This is a genomic window from Algoriphagus ratkowskyi (genome assembly GCF_002150505.1).
In the GTDB taxonomy this organism is placed as follows: Bacteria; Bacteroidota; Bacteroidia; order Cytophagales; family Cyclobacteriaceae; genus Algoriphagus; species Algoriphagus ratkowskyi.
The window spans coordinates 180,044-196,173 of the sequence record NZ_MSSV01000015.1 but is presented as its reverse complement, the minus strand read 5'-3'; the positions used below and the strand labels follow the sequence as shown (position 1 = coordinate 196,173).

Sequence of the window (16,130 nt, the reverse complement as noted above, 5' to 3'; positions counted from 1 at the left end):
TGATTTATAAGCTTATAATTCGAATCTTTGGAGCTTATCTAGCGCTGCTATCAAATCTGAATCCTTCTTAGCAAAGCAAAATCTTAAAATTTTGTAGTCTTTTTTATTAGAGAAAAAAACTGAAATAGGTATACTAGCCACTCCTATTTCCTTTGTCAGTCTCACGGCTAGCTCATAATCTGATTCCTCAGAGAGATTGGCATAAGACACCATTTGGAAAAAGCTTCCTTGTGCGGGACTGAATTCGAAGCGAGTATTTTTCAGTCCTTCACAAAACAGATCTCTTTTCTTCTGATAGAAATCCGGAAGTGTTAGATAGTGCGAAGGATCTGATAAATAATCTGCCAAGGCATATTGTAAAGGTGTGGCAGAACTAAAAGTTAAAAATTGATGAATCTTCCTAAATTCCTCTGTGAGTTTCGGCGGAGCCAGGCAATAGCCAATCTTCCAACCTGTCACATGAAAAGTCTTCCCAAAAGACCCGCAAACAAAGGTTCTTTCCCTCAAAACCAGATGCGTAAGTAAGGATAAATGTTTTCTTCCATCAAAGGTAATATGCTCATATACTTCATCACTCACGATCAAAATATCCTTATTCTCAACAAATTCAACCAATGTATTTATGTCTTCTGATGTCCACACATATCCACTTGGGTTATGAGGTGTATTCACCATGATCAACCGAGTTTTCTCAGAAATAGCTGCTTTCACTTTATCCCAATTCACCGAAAAGTCTGGCGTTTCTAAAGGAACATAAACTGGTTTACCTCCATTCAACTCAATCGCTGGCGCATAGCAATCATAAGCTGGATCAAAAAGAATGACTTCATCACCTTGCTTTACCACTGCCGTCACAGCTGCATAAATAGCCTCTGTTGCTCCAGAAACAACCGTTACTTCCGTTTCTGAATTCAAGTCAACACTATGAACTAACTTAGTTTTCACCGCAATCTGTTCCCGCAAAATTGGAACACCACTCATCGGTGCATATTGATTGAGTCCTGCTTTCATATGTTTCGTGACTAGTTCTACCAACACAGGGTCGCAGTCAAAACCGGGGAATCCCTGAGAGAGGTTTATTGCGCCACAATCACTTGCGAGCTTGGACATTGTTGTGAAAATCGTCGTCCCTACATTGGGAAGTTTAGATGAAATAGACATAGTTCAAAACTATTGATTTTGCGTTTAGCTTGTTAAAGATGCTCAAATTGGTCTAGAAATATTCCTTATTCCACGTAGATCTCTGTAGAAAACATCGCTGATAATCGCTTATTTTTAGTTTAAATCATTGCGGGTAGCCATTCTTGGGACACGAACTACGGGAATTACAGCATCAAATATGGGACTAACCTCAGCTCATATGTTCGTGTCTCACGAACAGCTAATTGTTATTAATAGCGTCCTTTGCGAAACTTTTGTGGCCTTTGCGGTTAAAAAAACACCAGCACTATCTATACTTGAACATTGTCAACTGATAATTTAAGCACTTTTTGGGCATTTTTGACTACTTTTGCGACGCTTTATATAACCCAAATTAACTTTAAAATCTACTCCAAATGCGTGATATAATATTAGTAGAAGTACGATCAGAATTAGCCGCAGGAACTCGTGGAGCAAGTATGGGCATAGATGCGTTGAAGATTGCGAGTTTGGACAAAAAGTCTGATTTCTTCACGCAATTTGATCCTATCAACGTTCAGGATGCAAACAGTTTTCTCTGGAAAGGGAATAATTTCCCGCATGCTAAGTATATAGATGGCGTGTATCAGGTCTTGAAAAACGTGTATTCCACTATCGAATCTCTGCGGATGGAGAAGAAATTCCCAATCGTTTTGGCAGGAGATCACAGCACTGCAGCAGGTACTATTATGGGAATCAAAGCGGCTGACCCAGATAAACGCCTCGGAGTAATTTGGATCGATGCACATGCGGATATGCACACGCCTTATACTACTCCCTCTGGTAATATGCATGGAATGCCATTGGCGATCGTTTCTAATCTTGACAACTTGGATTGCCAAGTGAATGAACCTACAGAGGAGACATTGGAAATTTGGAAAAAGATAAAATCCATTGGTGGTGATTTCCCTAAAATTCATCCAAGCGATATCGTTTTCATCACCGTGCGAGACACCGAAGCTCCCGAAGATCATTTGATCAAAAATTTTGGAATCAAAAATTTCAGCACAGCTGAAGTACGGAAGAAAGGTATAGATCAAATCGCTTCTGAAGCCTTAGAAGTATTGAAAGAATGTGATCAAATCTATATTTCCTTTGATGTGGACAGTTTAGATAGCTCCATTTCTGTAGGTACAGGAACTCCTGTGCCTGATGGCTTGACTGTGCAGGAAGCGATAGAACTCAATGTAAAACTCATCCAGGATAAGCGTGTCTGCTGCTGGGAGATCGTGGAAGTAAATCCAACGCTCGACTCAGAGAATCTAATGGCCGAAAACGCCTTCGAAGTCCTCGAAGCAACTACAAAGTCATTAGTGGATAATTTTTAATTGTTTTAACCGCGGAGTTCACAGAGGGTAACGCAGAGGACACAATGACTAATTTAATCCTTATTTTCATAGGAAAGACTTTTGGGTATTATGGATAATTATGACTTGGCTTTTGAAAATGAACTCGCAACGAAAGTAATAGGAATTGCAATGGAAGTTCACACGCAGTTAGGACCTGGATTATTAGAAAATGCCTATAAACAAGCACTAGCTTTCAAGCTCAAAAAAGAAGGCTTTTTAATCGAAGTAGAAAAGAAAATGCCATTGATTATTGATGGTGTCGAATTAGAAAATGGCTATTGTATTGACATTTTAGTGGAAAGTAGGCTAGTTTTAGAATTGAAAGCAGTAGAAAGGACTACAGAGATTCATTTTGCCCAAACACTGAATTACATTAAGCTTGGCAATTTCAAATTAGGACTACTAATTAACTTCAATGTTCCAAGACTAAAACTTGGAATTAGAAGAGTGATAAATACTAAATAAGACTCAATTAAATTCACAGTGGCCTCTGTGTAAAACTTTGCGCCCTCTGTGGTAAAATTTATGGAAATACAAGAAACTATCAACCGAGGCATTCAGCTTGCCTTTCAGAATATATTCAACCACGATTTACCTTTGGATCAGATCAGCCTCGCTCCTACGAGGAAGGAATTTGAAGGGACATACACCTTCGTGGTTTTCCCTTATTTGAAAGTATCTAAAGCAACTCCTGAAGCTACAGCCAATTTAATCGGTGAATACTTAAAAGAAAACGTATCTGAAGTCACTGGTTTCAATGTGGTGAAAGGTTTCCTGAACCTGGAGTTGAATAACATGATCTGGGTGGATGTCTTTCAAAAGCTTTATTCAAACCAAAACATTGGTCAGTTTCCTGCAAATGGTCAAAAAGTGATGGTGGAGTATTCCTCCCCAAATACCAACAAACCGCTTCACCTCGGGCACTTAAGAAATAACTTTTTAGGATTTTCTGTTGCGAATATTCTAGCCGCAAATGGCTACGAAGTAACCAAAGCTAATTTGGTAAACGACCGTGGGATTCACATCTGTAAGTCAATGGTGGCTTATAAGCACTTTGGTGATGACGAAACACCAGAATCCTCAGGGTTAAAAGGAGATCACTTAGCTGGTAAATACTACGTGATTTTTGATCAGGAATACAAAAAGCAAATTGCCGAACTGAAAGAGGAAGGTCAGACAGAAGATGAAGCGAAGAAGAATGCTCCTCTTATCCTCGAAGCTCAGGATATGCTTCGCAAATGGGAAGCTAATGACGAGGAAGTAGTATCACTTTGGAATCTTATGAATACTTGGGTTTATGCTGGGTTTGAAAAAACCTATGAGCGCATGGGCGTTAGCTTTGACAAATACTATTATGAGTCTGACACCTACCTTTTAGGAAAAGATATCGTAACCGAAGGCTTGGAAAAAGGGGTCTTTTTTAAAAAGGACAATGGCTCAGTTTGGGTGGACTTGACGGAAGAGGGATTGGACGAAAAGCTTGTTTTACGTGGCGATGGGACTTCAGTTTACATCACACAAGATCTGGGAACAGCTGATTTGAAGTACGATGATTTTGGAATTAGCAAGTCTGTATATGTTGTTGGTAACGAGCAAGATTATCACTTTGATGTCTTGTTTAAGATTATGCGAAAGTTAGGCAGACCCTATGGAGAAGGATTACATCATTTGTCTTATGGCATGGTTGATTTGCCAACTGGCAAAATGAAGTCTCGTGAAGGGACAGTGGTGGATGCAGATGACCTGATGCAAGAGATGATAGACACTGCAGCTCAGCATACCAAAGAGTTGGGAAAAATTGATGGCTTCAATTCCGAGCAAGCCAAAGAGCTTTATGAGATGCTTGGAATGGGAGCTTTGAAATACTTCTTATTGAAAGTAGATCCAAAGAAACGCATGCTTTTCAATCCTCAGGAATCCATTGAATTCCAAGGAAACACCGGTCCATTTATCCAATACTCTCATGCTAGAATTGCTTCAATTTTGAGAAAAGCAGATCAAATTGGTGTGGAATATAAGCAAGCGGATTTCACCTCCATTCCTAAAATTGAAGAATCTGAATCAAGCTTAATATACTTACTCAATGATTTTGAGAAGAAGATTTTCCAAGCTGGATTGGATTATTCTCCTGCTATTTTAGCACAATACTTATTCGATTTGGCAAAGGAATACAATAGATTCTATGCAGATCTTCCTATATTTCTGGAGAATGATGCGAGCATTCTCGCTTTCCGAGTTGCGCTTTCGGCTCATACCGCCAAAACTCTGAATAAAGGAATGCAACTACTAGGAATCGCTGTACCTGAACGAATGTAAGATCTAAGATGCTTTTGGTGTCAATTCCTGGTATGATTAGTACCTATATATAATTTTCATAATTAAAGCCGGCCTGAGTCAATCAGGTTCGGAATAGGCTATATGACTTCTAAAAATAAAAGAATAAAAAATCTAGTATTTCTTGGTTGCCTCCTTTTGCTAGTCAGTGCTTATGCTATCAGTAAGACGCATTCCCGAGTAGTTAAAACGGAATCTATATCTGAAAACACCATGGAAAAATCATTTTTTGATTTCAAGATGAAAGACCTTAATGGAAAAGAAGTTGACTTCAGCACCTTCAAAGGCAAAAAAATCATGATAGTGAATGTAGCTTCCAAATGTGGGTACACTTCTCAGTATGAAGCCTTGCAAAAGTTATATTTAGAGAACAGTGACAAACTTGTGATCTTAGGTTTCCCCGCCAATAATTTCGGAGGGCAAGAGCCAGGATCAAATGAGGAAATTCAAACCTTTTGTTCTGAAAATTATGGTGTGACTTTTCCTATGTTTGAAAAAGTTTCTGTGAAAGGTTTCGACAAGCACCCACTTTACAGATGGCTATCAGATGCTACTATGAATGGGTGGAACAATGAAGAACCAAGCTGGAATTTTTGCAAGTACATTCTGGATGAAAAAGGTGAACTCCTCAAATTCCTACCATCTAAAGTTGAACCTATGGATCAGGAAATTATAGACCTTATCAACGGATAATCAGAACAATTTCTACTTCGTGAAATTAGCAATTCAAACAAAAAAGGAAGCCTGGCTGCATGCGGTCAGGCTTCGTACTTTACCTTTAGCACTGGCGAGTATATTCGCGGGTTCTTTCCTGGCTGCTTACAAATCTGTTTTCCGCTGGGACATTTTACTTTTAGCATCCCTTACCACCATATTTCTACAGATTCTTTCCAATCTTTCGAATGATTATGGAGATACAATTCATGGGGCAGACCATCAAAATAGACAAGGACCAGTAAGAGCAGTGCAATCTGGGTTGATTTCTCTTCCCGAAATGAAGAATGCCATGTTTCTTTTTGGTGGCTTGGCACTAGTTTCAGGCCTGATACTCCTATTTCTTGCAGTTCAGGATTGGATGCTTTTTGGAATATTTCTTGGCCTAGGCCTTGCCGCTATCTGGGCTTCTATTTCTTATACCTCTGGAAAAAATCCCTACGGATATGCTGGCTTGGGTGATATTTCAGTGTTTCTATTCTTTGGATTACTTGGCGTTTATGGGACCTATTTCCTTCACAGCTTAGCATGGGACGATTCCGTGATTTGGATAGGTATCTCTCTAGGCCTTTTCAGTGCAGCGGTGTTGAACATCAATAATATCCGAGATATAGAATCTGATACAACTGCCGGTAAAAAGTCTATACCTGTGCGAATCGGGAAGAAAGCAGCGGTTATTTACAATTGGTTCTTAATTTTGGGAGGCAATTATTGCTTGTTAATTTTCGCTTTTGTGACCAAAGAATGGACTTCCCTACTCGCTCTTGGACTTTTCCCTTTTATGGTAAAAATTGGTTTGAGTGTCCAAAGAGGCAAAAATTCGCAGGAGATCGATCCTAACCTGAAAAAAATGGCGCTCAGCACTTTAGCATGGATAATTCTATTTGGAATCGGTTTAGTTTTTTTAGGAAAAAGCTGATTAAAGTCCTTTTGTAATCCTTTTAAATAGGCTAATTTGGCATAAACCAATATAGCCTTGTTATGACTAAAGTACTTGTTCCCTTCGACTTCACCGAGCAGGCTCAAAATGCTCTTGATTTAACCACTCACTTGTCAAACAAATTTGAAAATGTGGAAATCACTGTGTTGCATGTCATCGAAGTACCTTCTGCCAGTGGAATGGGTACGATGGGAGGCGGTGAGATGCTCCCAGTATATGAAAATCAGATATTCTTCATAGAACTAATGAATCGGCGCAAGCAGCAGTTAAAGGATCTGGAAAGTCAATACGCGAGCAATAATTATGTGCTAAAGACGAAAATTGTCCTTGGAAATGCCTTCCAAAATATTTCTTCAGCGATAATTGATCAAAATCCAGACTTGGTAATAATGGGTTCTAAGGGCTCTAGCGGCATGGAAGAAGTATTACTTGGAAGTAACGCTGAGAAAATAGTTCGCACCTCTCATTGTCCTGTTTTGACAGTTAAGGGCGCAATAAACCCGGAAACATTCAAAAAAATAGTATTTGCAAGTGACTTCAAAGATGATCAAGATGAATTAGCCGAACGCCTTAAAACAATCCAAAAATTGTTTGATGCTGACCTATATCTAGTTCTTATTAACACACCTGGCAACTTTGAATCTACCAGAGAATCTGCCAGAAGAATTAAAAACTTTGCCAATAAATATTCAATAACACATGCTGTGGCAGAGATTTATAATGCAAATTCTGAAGAAGCTGGGATTGTGGAATTTGCTGAAGATATTGACGCAGATATGATCGCTATGGCTACACATGGTCGGACTGGGTTGATCCACCTCTTTACAGGGAGTATTGCCGAAGATGTTGTAAACCATGCTAAACGACCAGTTTGGACCTTTAGAGTAAAATGATTTTTAAGTAAAAAACCTTATACCTACTCTTCGGAGTAGGTATCTTCAATTAATATGGCTAAGAAAAATAACGACTGGAAGAAACGAGATGGTGTGGTGTATTCCACCAGTGATGAATTCGAATTTCAAACTGGAGATGAGGAAAGCGACGAAACACTAGCCTCCAATCAGCAAAATCTAAAAGTGTTACTGGATAAAAAAGCACGTGCAGGCAAGAAAGTGACTCTTATTGAAGGCTTTATAGGAAGTGATGATGATCTGAAAGAGTTAGGGAAAATGCTCAAAAATAAATGCGGTGTAGGTGGATCTGCAAAGGATGGAGAAATTCTTATCCAAGGTGATCACCGCGACAAAGTAGTACAAGTTTTACAGGCTGCTGGCTATAAAGCTAAAAAGTCAGGAGGATAAGGTTAATGAGAGCAGGAAATCATCTGCATTCGATAGCTAAAGGGTCTTGTTCTTTGAATTTATCCCTTTGAAAAACGGCTGGATGCCTAGTGACGTCCCCATAGTTGCGGGAGACCCAATTCATTAAAACCTTCAAAACTTATCCTGTTTTAGGGCTATGGAAACTTTAAAAGAAGGTTTTGATCCTTTGGAGGTACAATTGCGATAATAAGGTCCATTTTTAAGGATAGTTTATTCCTCCTCCACTTTCTTAACATCTACACTAACTCTCATTTCCTGCTCACTTCCACTATATACTATTCCTTTTAGTGGTGTTACATCTGCAAAATCTCGCCCTACTGCCACACGGATATGCTTATCATTCACTAGCAGGTTATTTGTCGCATCAAACTCCACCCATGCGTGCCCTGGCATATATACTGCAATCCAAGCATGTGAAGCATCTGCACCTATTAATTTTGGCTTGCCGGGAGGTGGTAGAGTCTCCAGATACCCACTGACATATCGAGCAGACAATCCAATTACACGCAAGCAGGCCAGAGAAAAATGTGCAAAATCCTGACATACACCCTTTTTATGCTTAAAAACTTTCTCTAACGGAGTACTGATATCTGTGAACCCTGGAGTAAAAGCAAAATCACGAAATATCCGAGTATTCAGGTCAAGCATAGCTTCCATTATTGGTCGCCCGGGAGTGAAAGATTTCAACGTATAAGCACGTATCCTATCCACAAATTGAACGTGGTTCGACTCTAAGTAATATTGCCGAACATCCGTAGAGGTTTCTGTGGAATGAAGTAATTCGACCACTTTTTCCCATACCATAGTCTCAGTTGGTTTGATAGCTATCCATGGCGGAGCAGAGAGTTCCACCAAACTTTTAGAGTTGATAGTTAGATTTTTATGAGGTCTTTCCACAGAAAAATATAAGTACTTATTCCCAAAAAAATCTATTCTCTCTATCTCAGAACTCGGCTTTGGAGTGATTTCACAGGTGTATTCTTCCACATTTTGAAAAGGTAGATTTGGAGGAATCTGGAACATCAGGTTATGACAAAGAGTAGCTGGGAACTCGTAGATATAATCTGTGATATGTGTGACTTTATATTTCATGTGTTTATACTTGATTTTTATTGGTCACATAGCCCGTCCCGAACATGTCTGCCCCAGGCAGGCTTGTTTTGGGAGAATCTCGCATGGAGTTTAATCACCTTTCCGTGTAACGCTTGAGCTAGTGATGATTTCATATCTCAGGAATTACAGAGGATTGAATCATACTGTATCTAGTTTCAGTATGACTAAAATATTTCTCATAAATAGCATCTGAAGTCTCATGAAGGAGCTTTATAATTTGATCCAAAAGTGCCCTTAACTCATCAAACTCATGAGTTAGCTCATTTGGAGTAGAAATAAGCTCAATATCACATAATCTGATTTTGGTGATCGCTTCCAGCAATTTCTTACGCTCAGTACTGAAAAGCTCTTTTTCATTCTGATTAGGAAGAGTTTTCAAGTGATTATCAATCTCAAGTAATTGAAAAATCAATGCTCTTGGATTGTCTTCATGCAGAATCAATAAACTCAGAACCCCGTGCATTTCCAGGTTGGATCGATAGCGATAGCGATAGGTCACTAAGCTTTCGTTGCATCGCAGGGTATCTTCCATCAACTCTTTATTAGATTCTGAATCAAACGATTTACTCAGCATCCCTTTCAAAATCAAACAATTGTTGGCTGCTGACTCTATAAAACGCCCAATATTCAATAAATGCCATGTTGGCTCTCTGGTCATGTTATCAATATTCAACCCATAAAAGGCCATCAATTTCACCACCATATTATCTAGGCTTTGATAGGCTTGCATCAGGGTCGTATCGGATTTGCGCATTCGAGTAAGCTCCTCCGAAATACTATCTAAAATCCTCCAAGTATCCGGACTAAGCCTGTCTCGTACCGAATACGCATTTGTGAGAAAAGACTGAATACAATAAGCCAAACTACCGGTCTTATTGACATCATGAACCAGCGCGAGCAGCTCAGTCTCAGGTTTTTTCAGGTTCTTCTGCAAAGTAAAACCTGGCAAAGTTCCTGTCATCACGGTGAGCGTCTGAAGCAAAGTACTCAATACTGGATTGTCATGAATATGTATATCCTCATCCGCTTCATTGTAAGAAAGTAGGGTCAAACGCATCAGACGCACAGAATATGCTGCTCTTTCCAGATACCTTCCCAGCCAGAATAAGCGCTCTCCAGTTCTACTAGGAAGTACATTTCGAACCAATGGCTGAGATTTTAAAGCTTTAGATACAGAGACATATGACTCTTTTCCTTTTCCTAATACCCAAGTGTCCTTGCTGATTCCGCCACCTTGATTTGACACTAGAAAAGCTCCCTTTTCAGGAGAACTTCTAGACATTCCACCTGGCATTACTTTATAGCTTTTGTGTTCTGAATCGGCTACAACATAGCTACGGAAAACTGCATTTCTTGCCTCCAACTTATTGTTGATCCAAGAGGGAGTAGTAGAAAATTCTACCATCTCCTGCCCTACATACATAAAAGGGCTACGTCTAATCTCCCGCTTAAAAGTCTCCAAATCAGCCTTTGACAGATCTCCTCCAAAAACAGATTTCTTCTGAGTACTTCTGTAAATATTACGGATTACCAATGTTTCAATATGCTCAAAAACATATTTCATTTCGGAAGGCTGACCGCACCACCATGTCGCCACAGAAGGTAAAATCAAATCTTCACCCAAGAGATGTTTGCTTATTTTGGGCAAAAAAGCCATTAAACCAGGGTTCTCTAACACTCTACATCCCAATGGGTTAATCACCAATACTTTTCTCTGTCGAATCGCTTCCATCAAGCCCACAACGCCTAGGTGAGAATCATTTCTGTATTCCAAGGGATCACAAAAAACATCGTCAACACGACGAATTATTACATCTACTTTTTCTAAACCCTTGATGGTTTTCAGCCATACATATCCATCACTTACTGTAAGATCCTCTCCAAAAGCCAATGTAAATCCCATAAAAGAGGATATGTACGCATGCTCGAAAAATGTCTCATTCGTGGGTCCCGGAGAAAGCAAAACTACTCGGGGATTTTCCTTATTGTTTGTGGTGAGATTACTTAGTGTATTTTTAAAAGTCTGGTAATAGGAGGTGATTTTACGTACGTGATTTTCTCGAATTAATTCTGGGAAAACACGTGTCATAGCGGCGCGATTTTCAAAAGTATATCCAGAGCCTGAGGGAGCATCTGTGCGATCATGAAGCACCCACATTTTGCCATGTGGACCACGAGCCAAATCAGCAGAATATTGAATAAGTTGCTGATCTCCATCGAGCTTGATGTTGTGAGCTTGACGAAGAAAACCTCCATGATTGTAAATCAATTCAAAGGGAATATGACCTTCTTTGATCAAGGTTTGCTCTCCATACAAGTCACTCAAGATCAGATTTAAAAGCTCCGTTCTTTGAATTAAGCCTTTCTCTATTCCCTCCCACTCCTCACTGCTAAAAATCATAGGAACAGGATCCAAGATCCATGGTCTATTCATCCCATTGGGATCACCATAGACATTGTATGTCACGCCATTTTCACGCAATTGCCGACCAACCTCCTCATGGAATTGCCCCATACGGTCAGATCCAATCTGTTCGTAGTATCTAGCTAACTTTTCCCAATGAGGATGTATTTTACCTTGGTCGGTGGCCATTTCATCCAGAAACGGCTCATTATTGAACATTTTGTCAATAAGATAAGACTCAATCATACCGCAAAAATGAACTTAATGAGGTTTAAATAATAAACAATTAGCGTTTTTTATACCGTCTGAGATCCATTGTATATGGGAATTCAGGATTAACGATCTCAGGAGATTCATCATAAGTTGCTTTCAAATTCATTTTAGTAATATACCTGCCTGACGTCTTATCTTCCTGCACAGCGGTCTTGGGTGCATTTGGTGAGGAATTGATCGTGTGGCCAAAGTCAAAAAACCGCGAAATCCTACGGGATTCCGCTTCATTGCTGTTTATAGGAAAATTATCGTAGCTCCTGCCTCCTGGGTGTACCACATGATATTGGCAAGCTGCCACAGACTTTTTAGTCCAAGTATCATACAAATCAATCACCAAGGGTGTATCAATGCCAATAGTCGGATGCAAAGCAGAATAAGGCTGCCACGCTCTGTATCGGATGCCAGCGACAAACTCACCCTGTACACCAGTGTTCTTCAAAGGAATTCTATGTCCGTTGCAGAGCAGATGATAACGAGAATCTGTTAATCCTGAGATTTTCACTTGAAGTCTCTCCAAAGAAGAATCTACATAGCGAGCCGTTCCAGTACTGGAAATCTCCTCTCCCAACACATGCCATGGCTCGATAGCCATCTTCATATCTATATGAATATCATCCACTTGTAGCTCCCCTATAAAAGGAAAACGGAAAGAGAAAAACGGATCAAACCACGAAAGATCAAAATCGTACCCAGCACCTTTCAAATCGTTGACCACCTCAGCCATATCCTTTTCACAGTGGTGTGGAAGCAAAAATTTATCATGAAGAGAAGTCCCCCATCGTACGAGTTTATGATCGTATGGAGTTTTCCAAAACCAGCTCATCAATGCACGAATCAATAGCAATTGCACCATGCTCATCCGATAATGCGGAGGCATATCAAATCCTCTGAATTCTAGAATCCCAAGGCGACCTGTGCTAGAATCCGGTGAATACAATTTATCAATACAAAACTCCGCTCTGTGCGTATTTCCCGTAATGTCCACCAGTAAGTTTCTGAAAACACGGTCAACCATCCAAAAAGGAATCTCATTCTCCTTGCCATTAGGAACCTGCTGAAAAGCTAATTCTAGCTCATAAAGCATATCGTCCCTTCCCTCATCCACTCTTGGAGCCTGACTGGTAGGTCCGATGAATTGGGTAGAAAATAGGTAGGACAAAGCTGGGTGATGCTGCCAATAAGTAATAAAACTCTTTAACACATCAGGTCTTCTTAGCAAAGGGCTATTCTCTGGAGAAGACCCGCCAAGGGTAATGTGATTTCCACCACCAGTTCCAGTATGCTTACCGTCCACGTTGAATTTCTCGCTAATCAGACGGGATTCGCGGGCTTTCTCATAGATCACAGCATAATTGTGAGTAACCTCTTTCCAGGTTTTAGCTGGCTGAACATTCACCTCTATTACCCCGGGATCTGGAGTAATCATCATCTTTTCGATTCGCTTATCAGATGGGGGATCATATCCTTCAATCAAAATCAGGATTCCCAACTTTTCTGCAGTACGCTCTACCGCAGACACCAAATCAAGGTAATTCTCAATTCTATTGAGTGGTGGAAAGAAGATAAAGAGTTTTCCTTCTCTTACTTCTACCACTAAGGAAGTCTTGAAAATACGCTCTGAATTCTTTGGAGCTGTTTTAAAAGAAGTTGCCTTAACTGATGAATCTGGTAAAGCAGAAACCTCAGCAAATAAGTCCGTTTCTGGCTTGAGTGGTTCTTCTTCTGGAGGAGTAAACTCAATAGAATCTAAAGGCAGTCTCAATCCCGCAGGCGAATTCCCCGGCACCAAAAACAAATCTTTCCTTCTGAATTCCCATTTGCAACTTTGCCATAAGATTTCTTCTGTATCCCATTCCAAAGGAATAGTAAATGCGACTGGTTTATCTAAGCCTTCATTTAGGAGTTCAGCTAATTTCTGACGCTCAAGAGGCGATTTCAGATCGTATTTATAGGGATCTATATTTACTGGAACTTTCCCTTCCTGCCAAATAAAATAGAATGGATCCTCATACAAAGGCGTCAAATTGCTTTTGTCAAGATTAAGCTGCAAAACCAATTCAGACATAAACCTCTCCGCATCGGTATCAACCATTTCATAATCCTTCGACAAATCTGCCATCAAAGCATCGTTGTGCCACATGGGTTTACCGTCCTTTCTCCAGATGCAAGCAAGTTTCCATCGCGGCAAAGGTTCGCCTGGATACCATTTCCCCTGACCATATTGCATCAGCGCACCTGCTCCGAATTCTCCTTTTAGCTTATGAAAAAGTGTATTGGAAAGACTTCGCTTATGTTCTCCGTCAGCGTCTGTATTCCATTCAGGAGCGTCCTGATTATCCACAGACACAAAAGTAGGCTCTCCTCCCATAGTCAGCCTCACGTCGTTGGCTTCTAAATCTTCATCCACTAGATCTCCAACTGCGAGTATTTTCTCCCATTGCTCTTCTGAATAAGGTTTGGTCACCCGGGGAGTTTCTTCGATCCTAGTCACCTCATTTTTGAAGAAAAACTCAGTTTCCGTAGGTTCCGACATCCCAGAAATCGGAGCTGCATCCTGAGGACTTGGGGTACAAGCAAGCGGAATATGCCCTTCTCCAGCAAATAAACCTGAAGTCGAATCTAATCCTATCCATCCTGCTCCTGGCACATATACTTCAGTCCACGCATGCAGATCCGTAAAATCTTCCTCTGGTCCTGATGGCCCATCGAGTGATTTCTCATCAGATTTCAATTGAACCAAATACCCAGAAGCGAATCTAGATGCCAATCCCACATGACGTAAAACCTGCACAAATAGCCAGGCAAAGTCACGACATGATCCTGAGCCGATGTTCAGCGTCTCTTCACAGGATTGTACGCCAGGCTCCATCCGCACATTGTAGCGAAGTTCCTGATTGATCATAGCATTAATAGCAACCAGGTAATCCACTGTGATAATATCCTTTGTGATCAAAGCTTTAGCCTTTTCGACCAACTTCATTAACAAAGCATCGGACTCTTTCAGCTCCAAATACGGCCCCAGCTGCTGCTTTACACTTTCATCATAGACAAAGGGAAACTTATCAGCATACTCTTCCACAAAAAAATCAAAAGGATTAATCACAACCATATCGGCGATCACTTCCACATCGATCTCAAAGAATTTTACTTTTTCTGGAAAAACTATCCTTGCTAAATAATTGCCGAATGGATCTTGCTGCCAGTTGATGAAATGATTTTCAGGCTTGATATTTAAAGAATAGCCTTTAATGTGAGTGCGTGAATGAGGTGCCGGACGCAAGCGAATAACTTGGGCACTAAGTGCAATGTGGCGATCGTACTCGTATTTGGTATAGTGCCGGATAGCAACTTTAATTGACATGGCTAGATAGAATATTCTGGTAGAAAAAGGTCAAATTAATCCTCACATGAAAATAATTTGAATCATCTGAGATGTATGTAATACTTGTAATTTAAAGTAAGAAATGAGAGAACACAGCATTTGATTAAAGAAAAATCATTTCAGCCAAAAAAAATATTTACCGAAGCGCAAGGGAAGTTCAAGGCAAAATTTTTATGTATGTAATTTATTTAACTCTAAAGAGTTTGAAGTAAAAGAAGGATTGAATAACTCTATAATTGATGTGGCTTCGGTCATCGGTCTTCGGTCTTCCAGCCCCTTAACCAAGGGAAATAAGGCTATTAAAATAATTACCATAAATCATAATAATTAACAATTGATTCAATTTCTTCTTCTGTAAGTAAACATTTCTAATTAGTTTCAATGAATGGAAAAAACCAAAAAGAAAATCCTCGTAATCGATATAGGGGGTTCAAACATTAAAATCCTGGCAACAGGTGCCGCAGAAAGAATTAAAATCCCATCTGGAGCAGATTTCAAGCCCGAGGAGTTGGTTGAATTAGTAAAAGAAAATGCTTCTCATTGGGATTACGACATGATCACGATGGGATTCCCAGGAGTGGTCAAAGAAAATCGAATAGTCTCAGAACCTGTAAACCTTGGAGAAGGCTGGAATAAATTTGATTTTCAAGCTGCATTCAATCTCCCAATAAAATTTATTAATGATGCTGCCATGCAGGCTCTTGGAAGTTATGAGGGGAAAAAGTTACTTTTTCTCGGTTTAGGAACTGGCCTCGGTACTGCAATGGTCATACACAACACCATCTTACCTATAGAAGGCGGACATCTTCCCTTCAAGAAAAAGACATTCGAAGAGTATGTTGGAAAGGAATACCTGACCAAAAGCGGTACAAAAAGATGGGAAAAAAACGTGCTAAAAATGGTAGAGCACTTCCGAGCAGCATTTCAGCCAGATGATATTCTCTTGGGTGGCGGAAATTCCAAGTTATTAACCACTATTCCTGAAGGATGCAGATTGGGAACCAACGAGAATGCTTTCAAAGGTGGTTTCAAATTCTGGGAAGAGGATTTCAAGTTGTAAGGTTTTATAACTGCAAATATTTTTTCTAGCCATGTAGAAAGCGCAAAGACTTAGTACGAA

Annotated in this window: 12 protein-coding genes; 8 read left to right on the top strand and 4 right to left on the bottom strand. The window is 40.0% G+C overall.

Features of this window, described 5'->3' with window-relative positions; genetic code table 11:
- Positions 1-12: 12 nt before the first annotated feature.
- Positions 13-1,161, bottom strand: coding sequence for a methionine aminotransferase (locus tag BVH02_RS15470; protein ID WP_086502373.1), 1,149 nt, complete (start codon positions 1,159-1,161; stop codon positions 13-15).
- Between the two features lie 395 nt (positions 1,162-1,556).
- On the opposite strand from BVH02_RS15470, the gene rocF reads away from it, so the two are divergent.
- The 7 genes from rocF to BVH02_RS15435 all read left to right on the top strand — a co-directional run bounded on the left by rocF (position 1,557) and on the right by BVH02_RS15435 (position 7,817).
- The gene (gene rocF / locus BVH02_RS15465; RefSeq protein ID WP_086502372.1) at positions 1,557-2,507 is read left to right on the top strand and encodes an arginase; all 951 of its coding nucleotides are present in this window, start codon (positions 1,557-1,559) and stop codon (positions 2,505-2,507) included.
- Positions 2,508-2,597: 90 nt separating this feature from the next.
- Entirely contained in the window at positions 2,598-2,993 is a 396-nt protein-coding gene (locus tag BVH02_RS15460; protein WP_086502371.1) for a GxxExxY protein, read from the top strand.
- Positions 2,994-3,053: 60 nt separating this feature from the next.
- Positions 3,054-4,844 (top strand): arginine--tRNA ligase, encoded by a 1,791-nt coding sequence (gene argS, locus BVH02_RS15455; protein ID WP_086502370.1) that lies wholly within the window; start codon positions 3,054-3,056, stop codon positions 4,842-4,844.
- Between the two features lie 102 nt (positions 4,845-4,946).
- On the top strand, positions 4,947-5,555 hold the full coding sequence (locus tag BVH02_RS15450; protein WP_169712847.1) for a glutathione peroxidase: 609 nt from the start codon (positions 4,947-4,949) through the stop codon (positions 5,553-5,555).
- Between the two features lie 19 nt (positions 5,556-5,574).
- A complete protein-coding gene (menA, locus tag BVH02_RS15445; RefSeq protein WP_086502369.1) occupies positions 5,575-6,495 on the top strand; it encodes a 1,4-dihydroxy-2-naphthoate octaprenyltransferase in 921 nt (306 codons plus the stop codon).
- A 62-nt stretch (positions 6,496-6,557) separates the two neighbouring features.
- Positions 6,558-7,409 (top strand): universal stress protein, encoded by an 852-nt coding sequence (locus tag BVH02_RS15440; protein WP_086502368.1) that lies wholly within the window; start codon positions 6,558-6,560, stop codon positions 7,407-7,409.
- Positions 7,410-7,463: 54 nt separating this feature from the next.
- Positions 7,464-7,817 (top strand): translation initiation factor, encoded by a 354-nt coding sequence (locus BVH02_RS15435; protein ID WP_086502367.1) that lies wholly within the window; start codon positions 7,464-7,466, stop codon positions 7,815-7,817.
- A 231-nt stretch (positions 7,818-8,048) separates the two neighbouring features.
- Here the strand turns inward: BVH02_RS15435 and BVH02_RS15430 are convergent, their stop codons facing one another.
- The 3 genes from BVH02_RS15430 to BVH02_RS15420 form a co-directional block, all read right to left on the bottom strand.
- Positions 8,049-8,930 carry a transglutaminase family protein gene (locus BVH02_RS15430; RefSeq protein WP_086502366.1) on the bottom strand — a complete coding sequence of 294 codons (882 nt, stop codon included), beginning with the start codon at positions 8,928-8,930 and terminating at the stop codon, positions 8,049-8,051.
- A gap of 130 nt (positions 8,931-9,060) precedes the next feature.
- Positions 9,061-11,601, bottom strand: coding sequence for a circularly permuted type 2 ATP-grasp protein (locus BVH02_RS15425; RefSeq protein ID WP_086502365.1), 2,541 nt, complete (start codon positions 11,599-11,601; stop codon positions 9,061-9,063).
- A gap of 40 nt (positions 11,602-11,641) precedes the next feature.
- A complete protein-coding gene (locus BVH02_RS15420) occupies positions 11,642-14,989 on the bottom strand; it encodes a transglutaminase family protein (protein ID WP_086502364.1) in 3,348 nt (1,115 codons plus the stop codon).
- 406 nt (positions 14,990-15,395) lie between these two features.
- On the opposite strand from BVH02_RS15420, the gene BVH02_RS15415 reads away from it, so the two are divergent.
- Positions 15,396-16,070, top strand: coding sequence for an ROK family protein (locus BVH02_RS15415; protein ID WP_086502363.1), 675 nt, complete (start codon positions 15,396-15,398; stop codon positions 16,068-16,070).
- Positions 16,071-16,130 lie beyond the last annotated feature (60 nt).

Excerpts from the sequence above, each read along its gene's own strand:
- BVH02_RS15470 (WP_086502373.1), bottom strand. The coding sequence starts at position 1,161 with ATGTCTATTTCATCTAAACTTCCCAATGTAGGGACGACGATTTTCACA.
- rocF (WP_086502372.1), top strand. The coding sequence starts at position 1,557 with ATGCGTGATATAATATTAGTAGAAGTACGATCAGAATTAGCCGCAGGA.
- BVH02_RS15460 (WP_086502371.1), top strand. The coding sequence starts at position 2,598 with ATGGATAATTATGACTTGGCTTTTGAAAATGAACTCGCAACGAAAGTA.
- argS (WP_086502370.1), top strand. The coding sequence starts at position 3,054 with ATGGAAATACAAGAAACTATCAACCGAGGCATTCAGCTTGCCTTTCAG.
- BVH02_RS15450 (WP_169712847.1), top strand. The coding sequence starts at position 4,947 with ATGACTTCTAAAAATAAAAGAATAAAAAATCTAGTATTTCTTGGTTGC.
- BVH02_RS15440 (WP_086502368.1), top strand. The coding sequence starts at position 6,558 with ATGACTAAAGTACTTGTTCCCTTCGACTTCACCGAGCAGGCTCAAAAT.
- BVH02_RS15435 (WP_086502367.1), top strand. The coding sequence starts at position 7,464 with ATGGCTAAGAAAAATAACGACTGGAAGAAACGAGATGGTGTGGTGTAT.
- BVH02_RS15430 (WP_086502366.1), bottom strand. The coding sequence starts at position 8,930 with ATGAAATATAAAGTCACACATATCACAGATTATATCTACGAGTTCCCA.
- BVH02_RS15425 (WP_086502365.1), bottom strand. The coding sequence starts at position 11,601 with ATGATTGAGTCTTATCTTATTGACAAAATGTTCAATAATGAGCCGTTT.
- BVH02_RS15420 (WP_086502364.1), bottom strand. The coding sequence starts at position 14,989 with ATGTCAATTAAAGTTGCTATCCGGCACTATACCAAATACGAGTACGAT.
- BVH02_RS15415 (WP_086502363.1), top strand. The coding sequence starts at position 15,396 with ATGGAAAAAACCAAAAAGAAAATCCTCGTAATCGATATAGGGGGTTCA.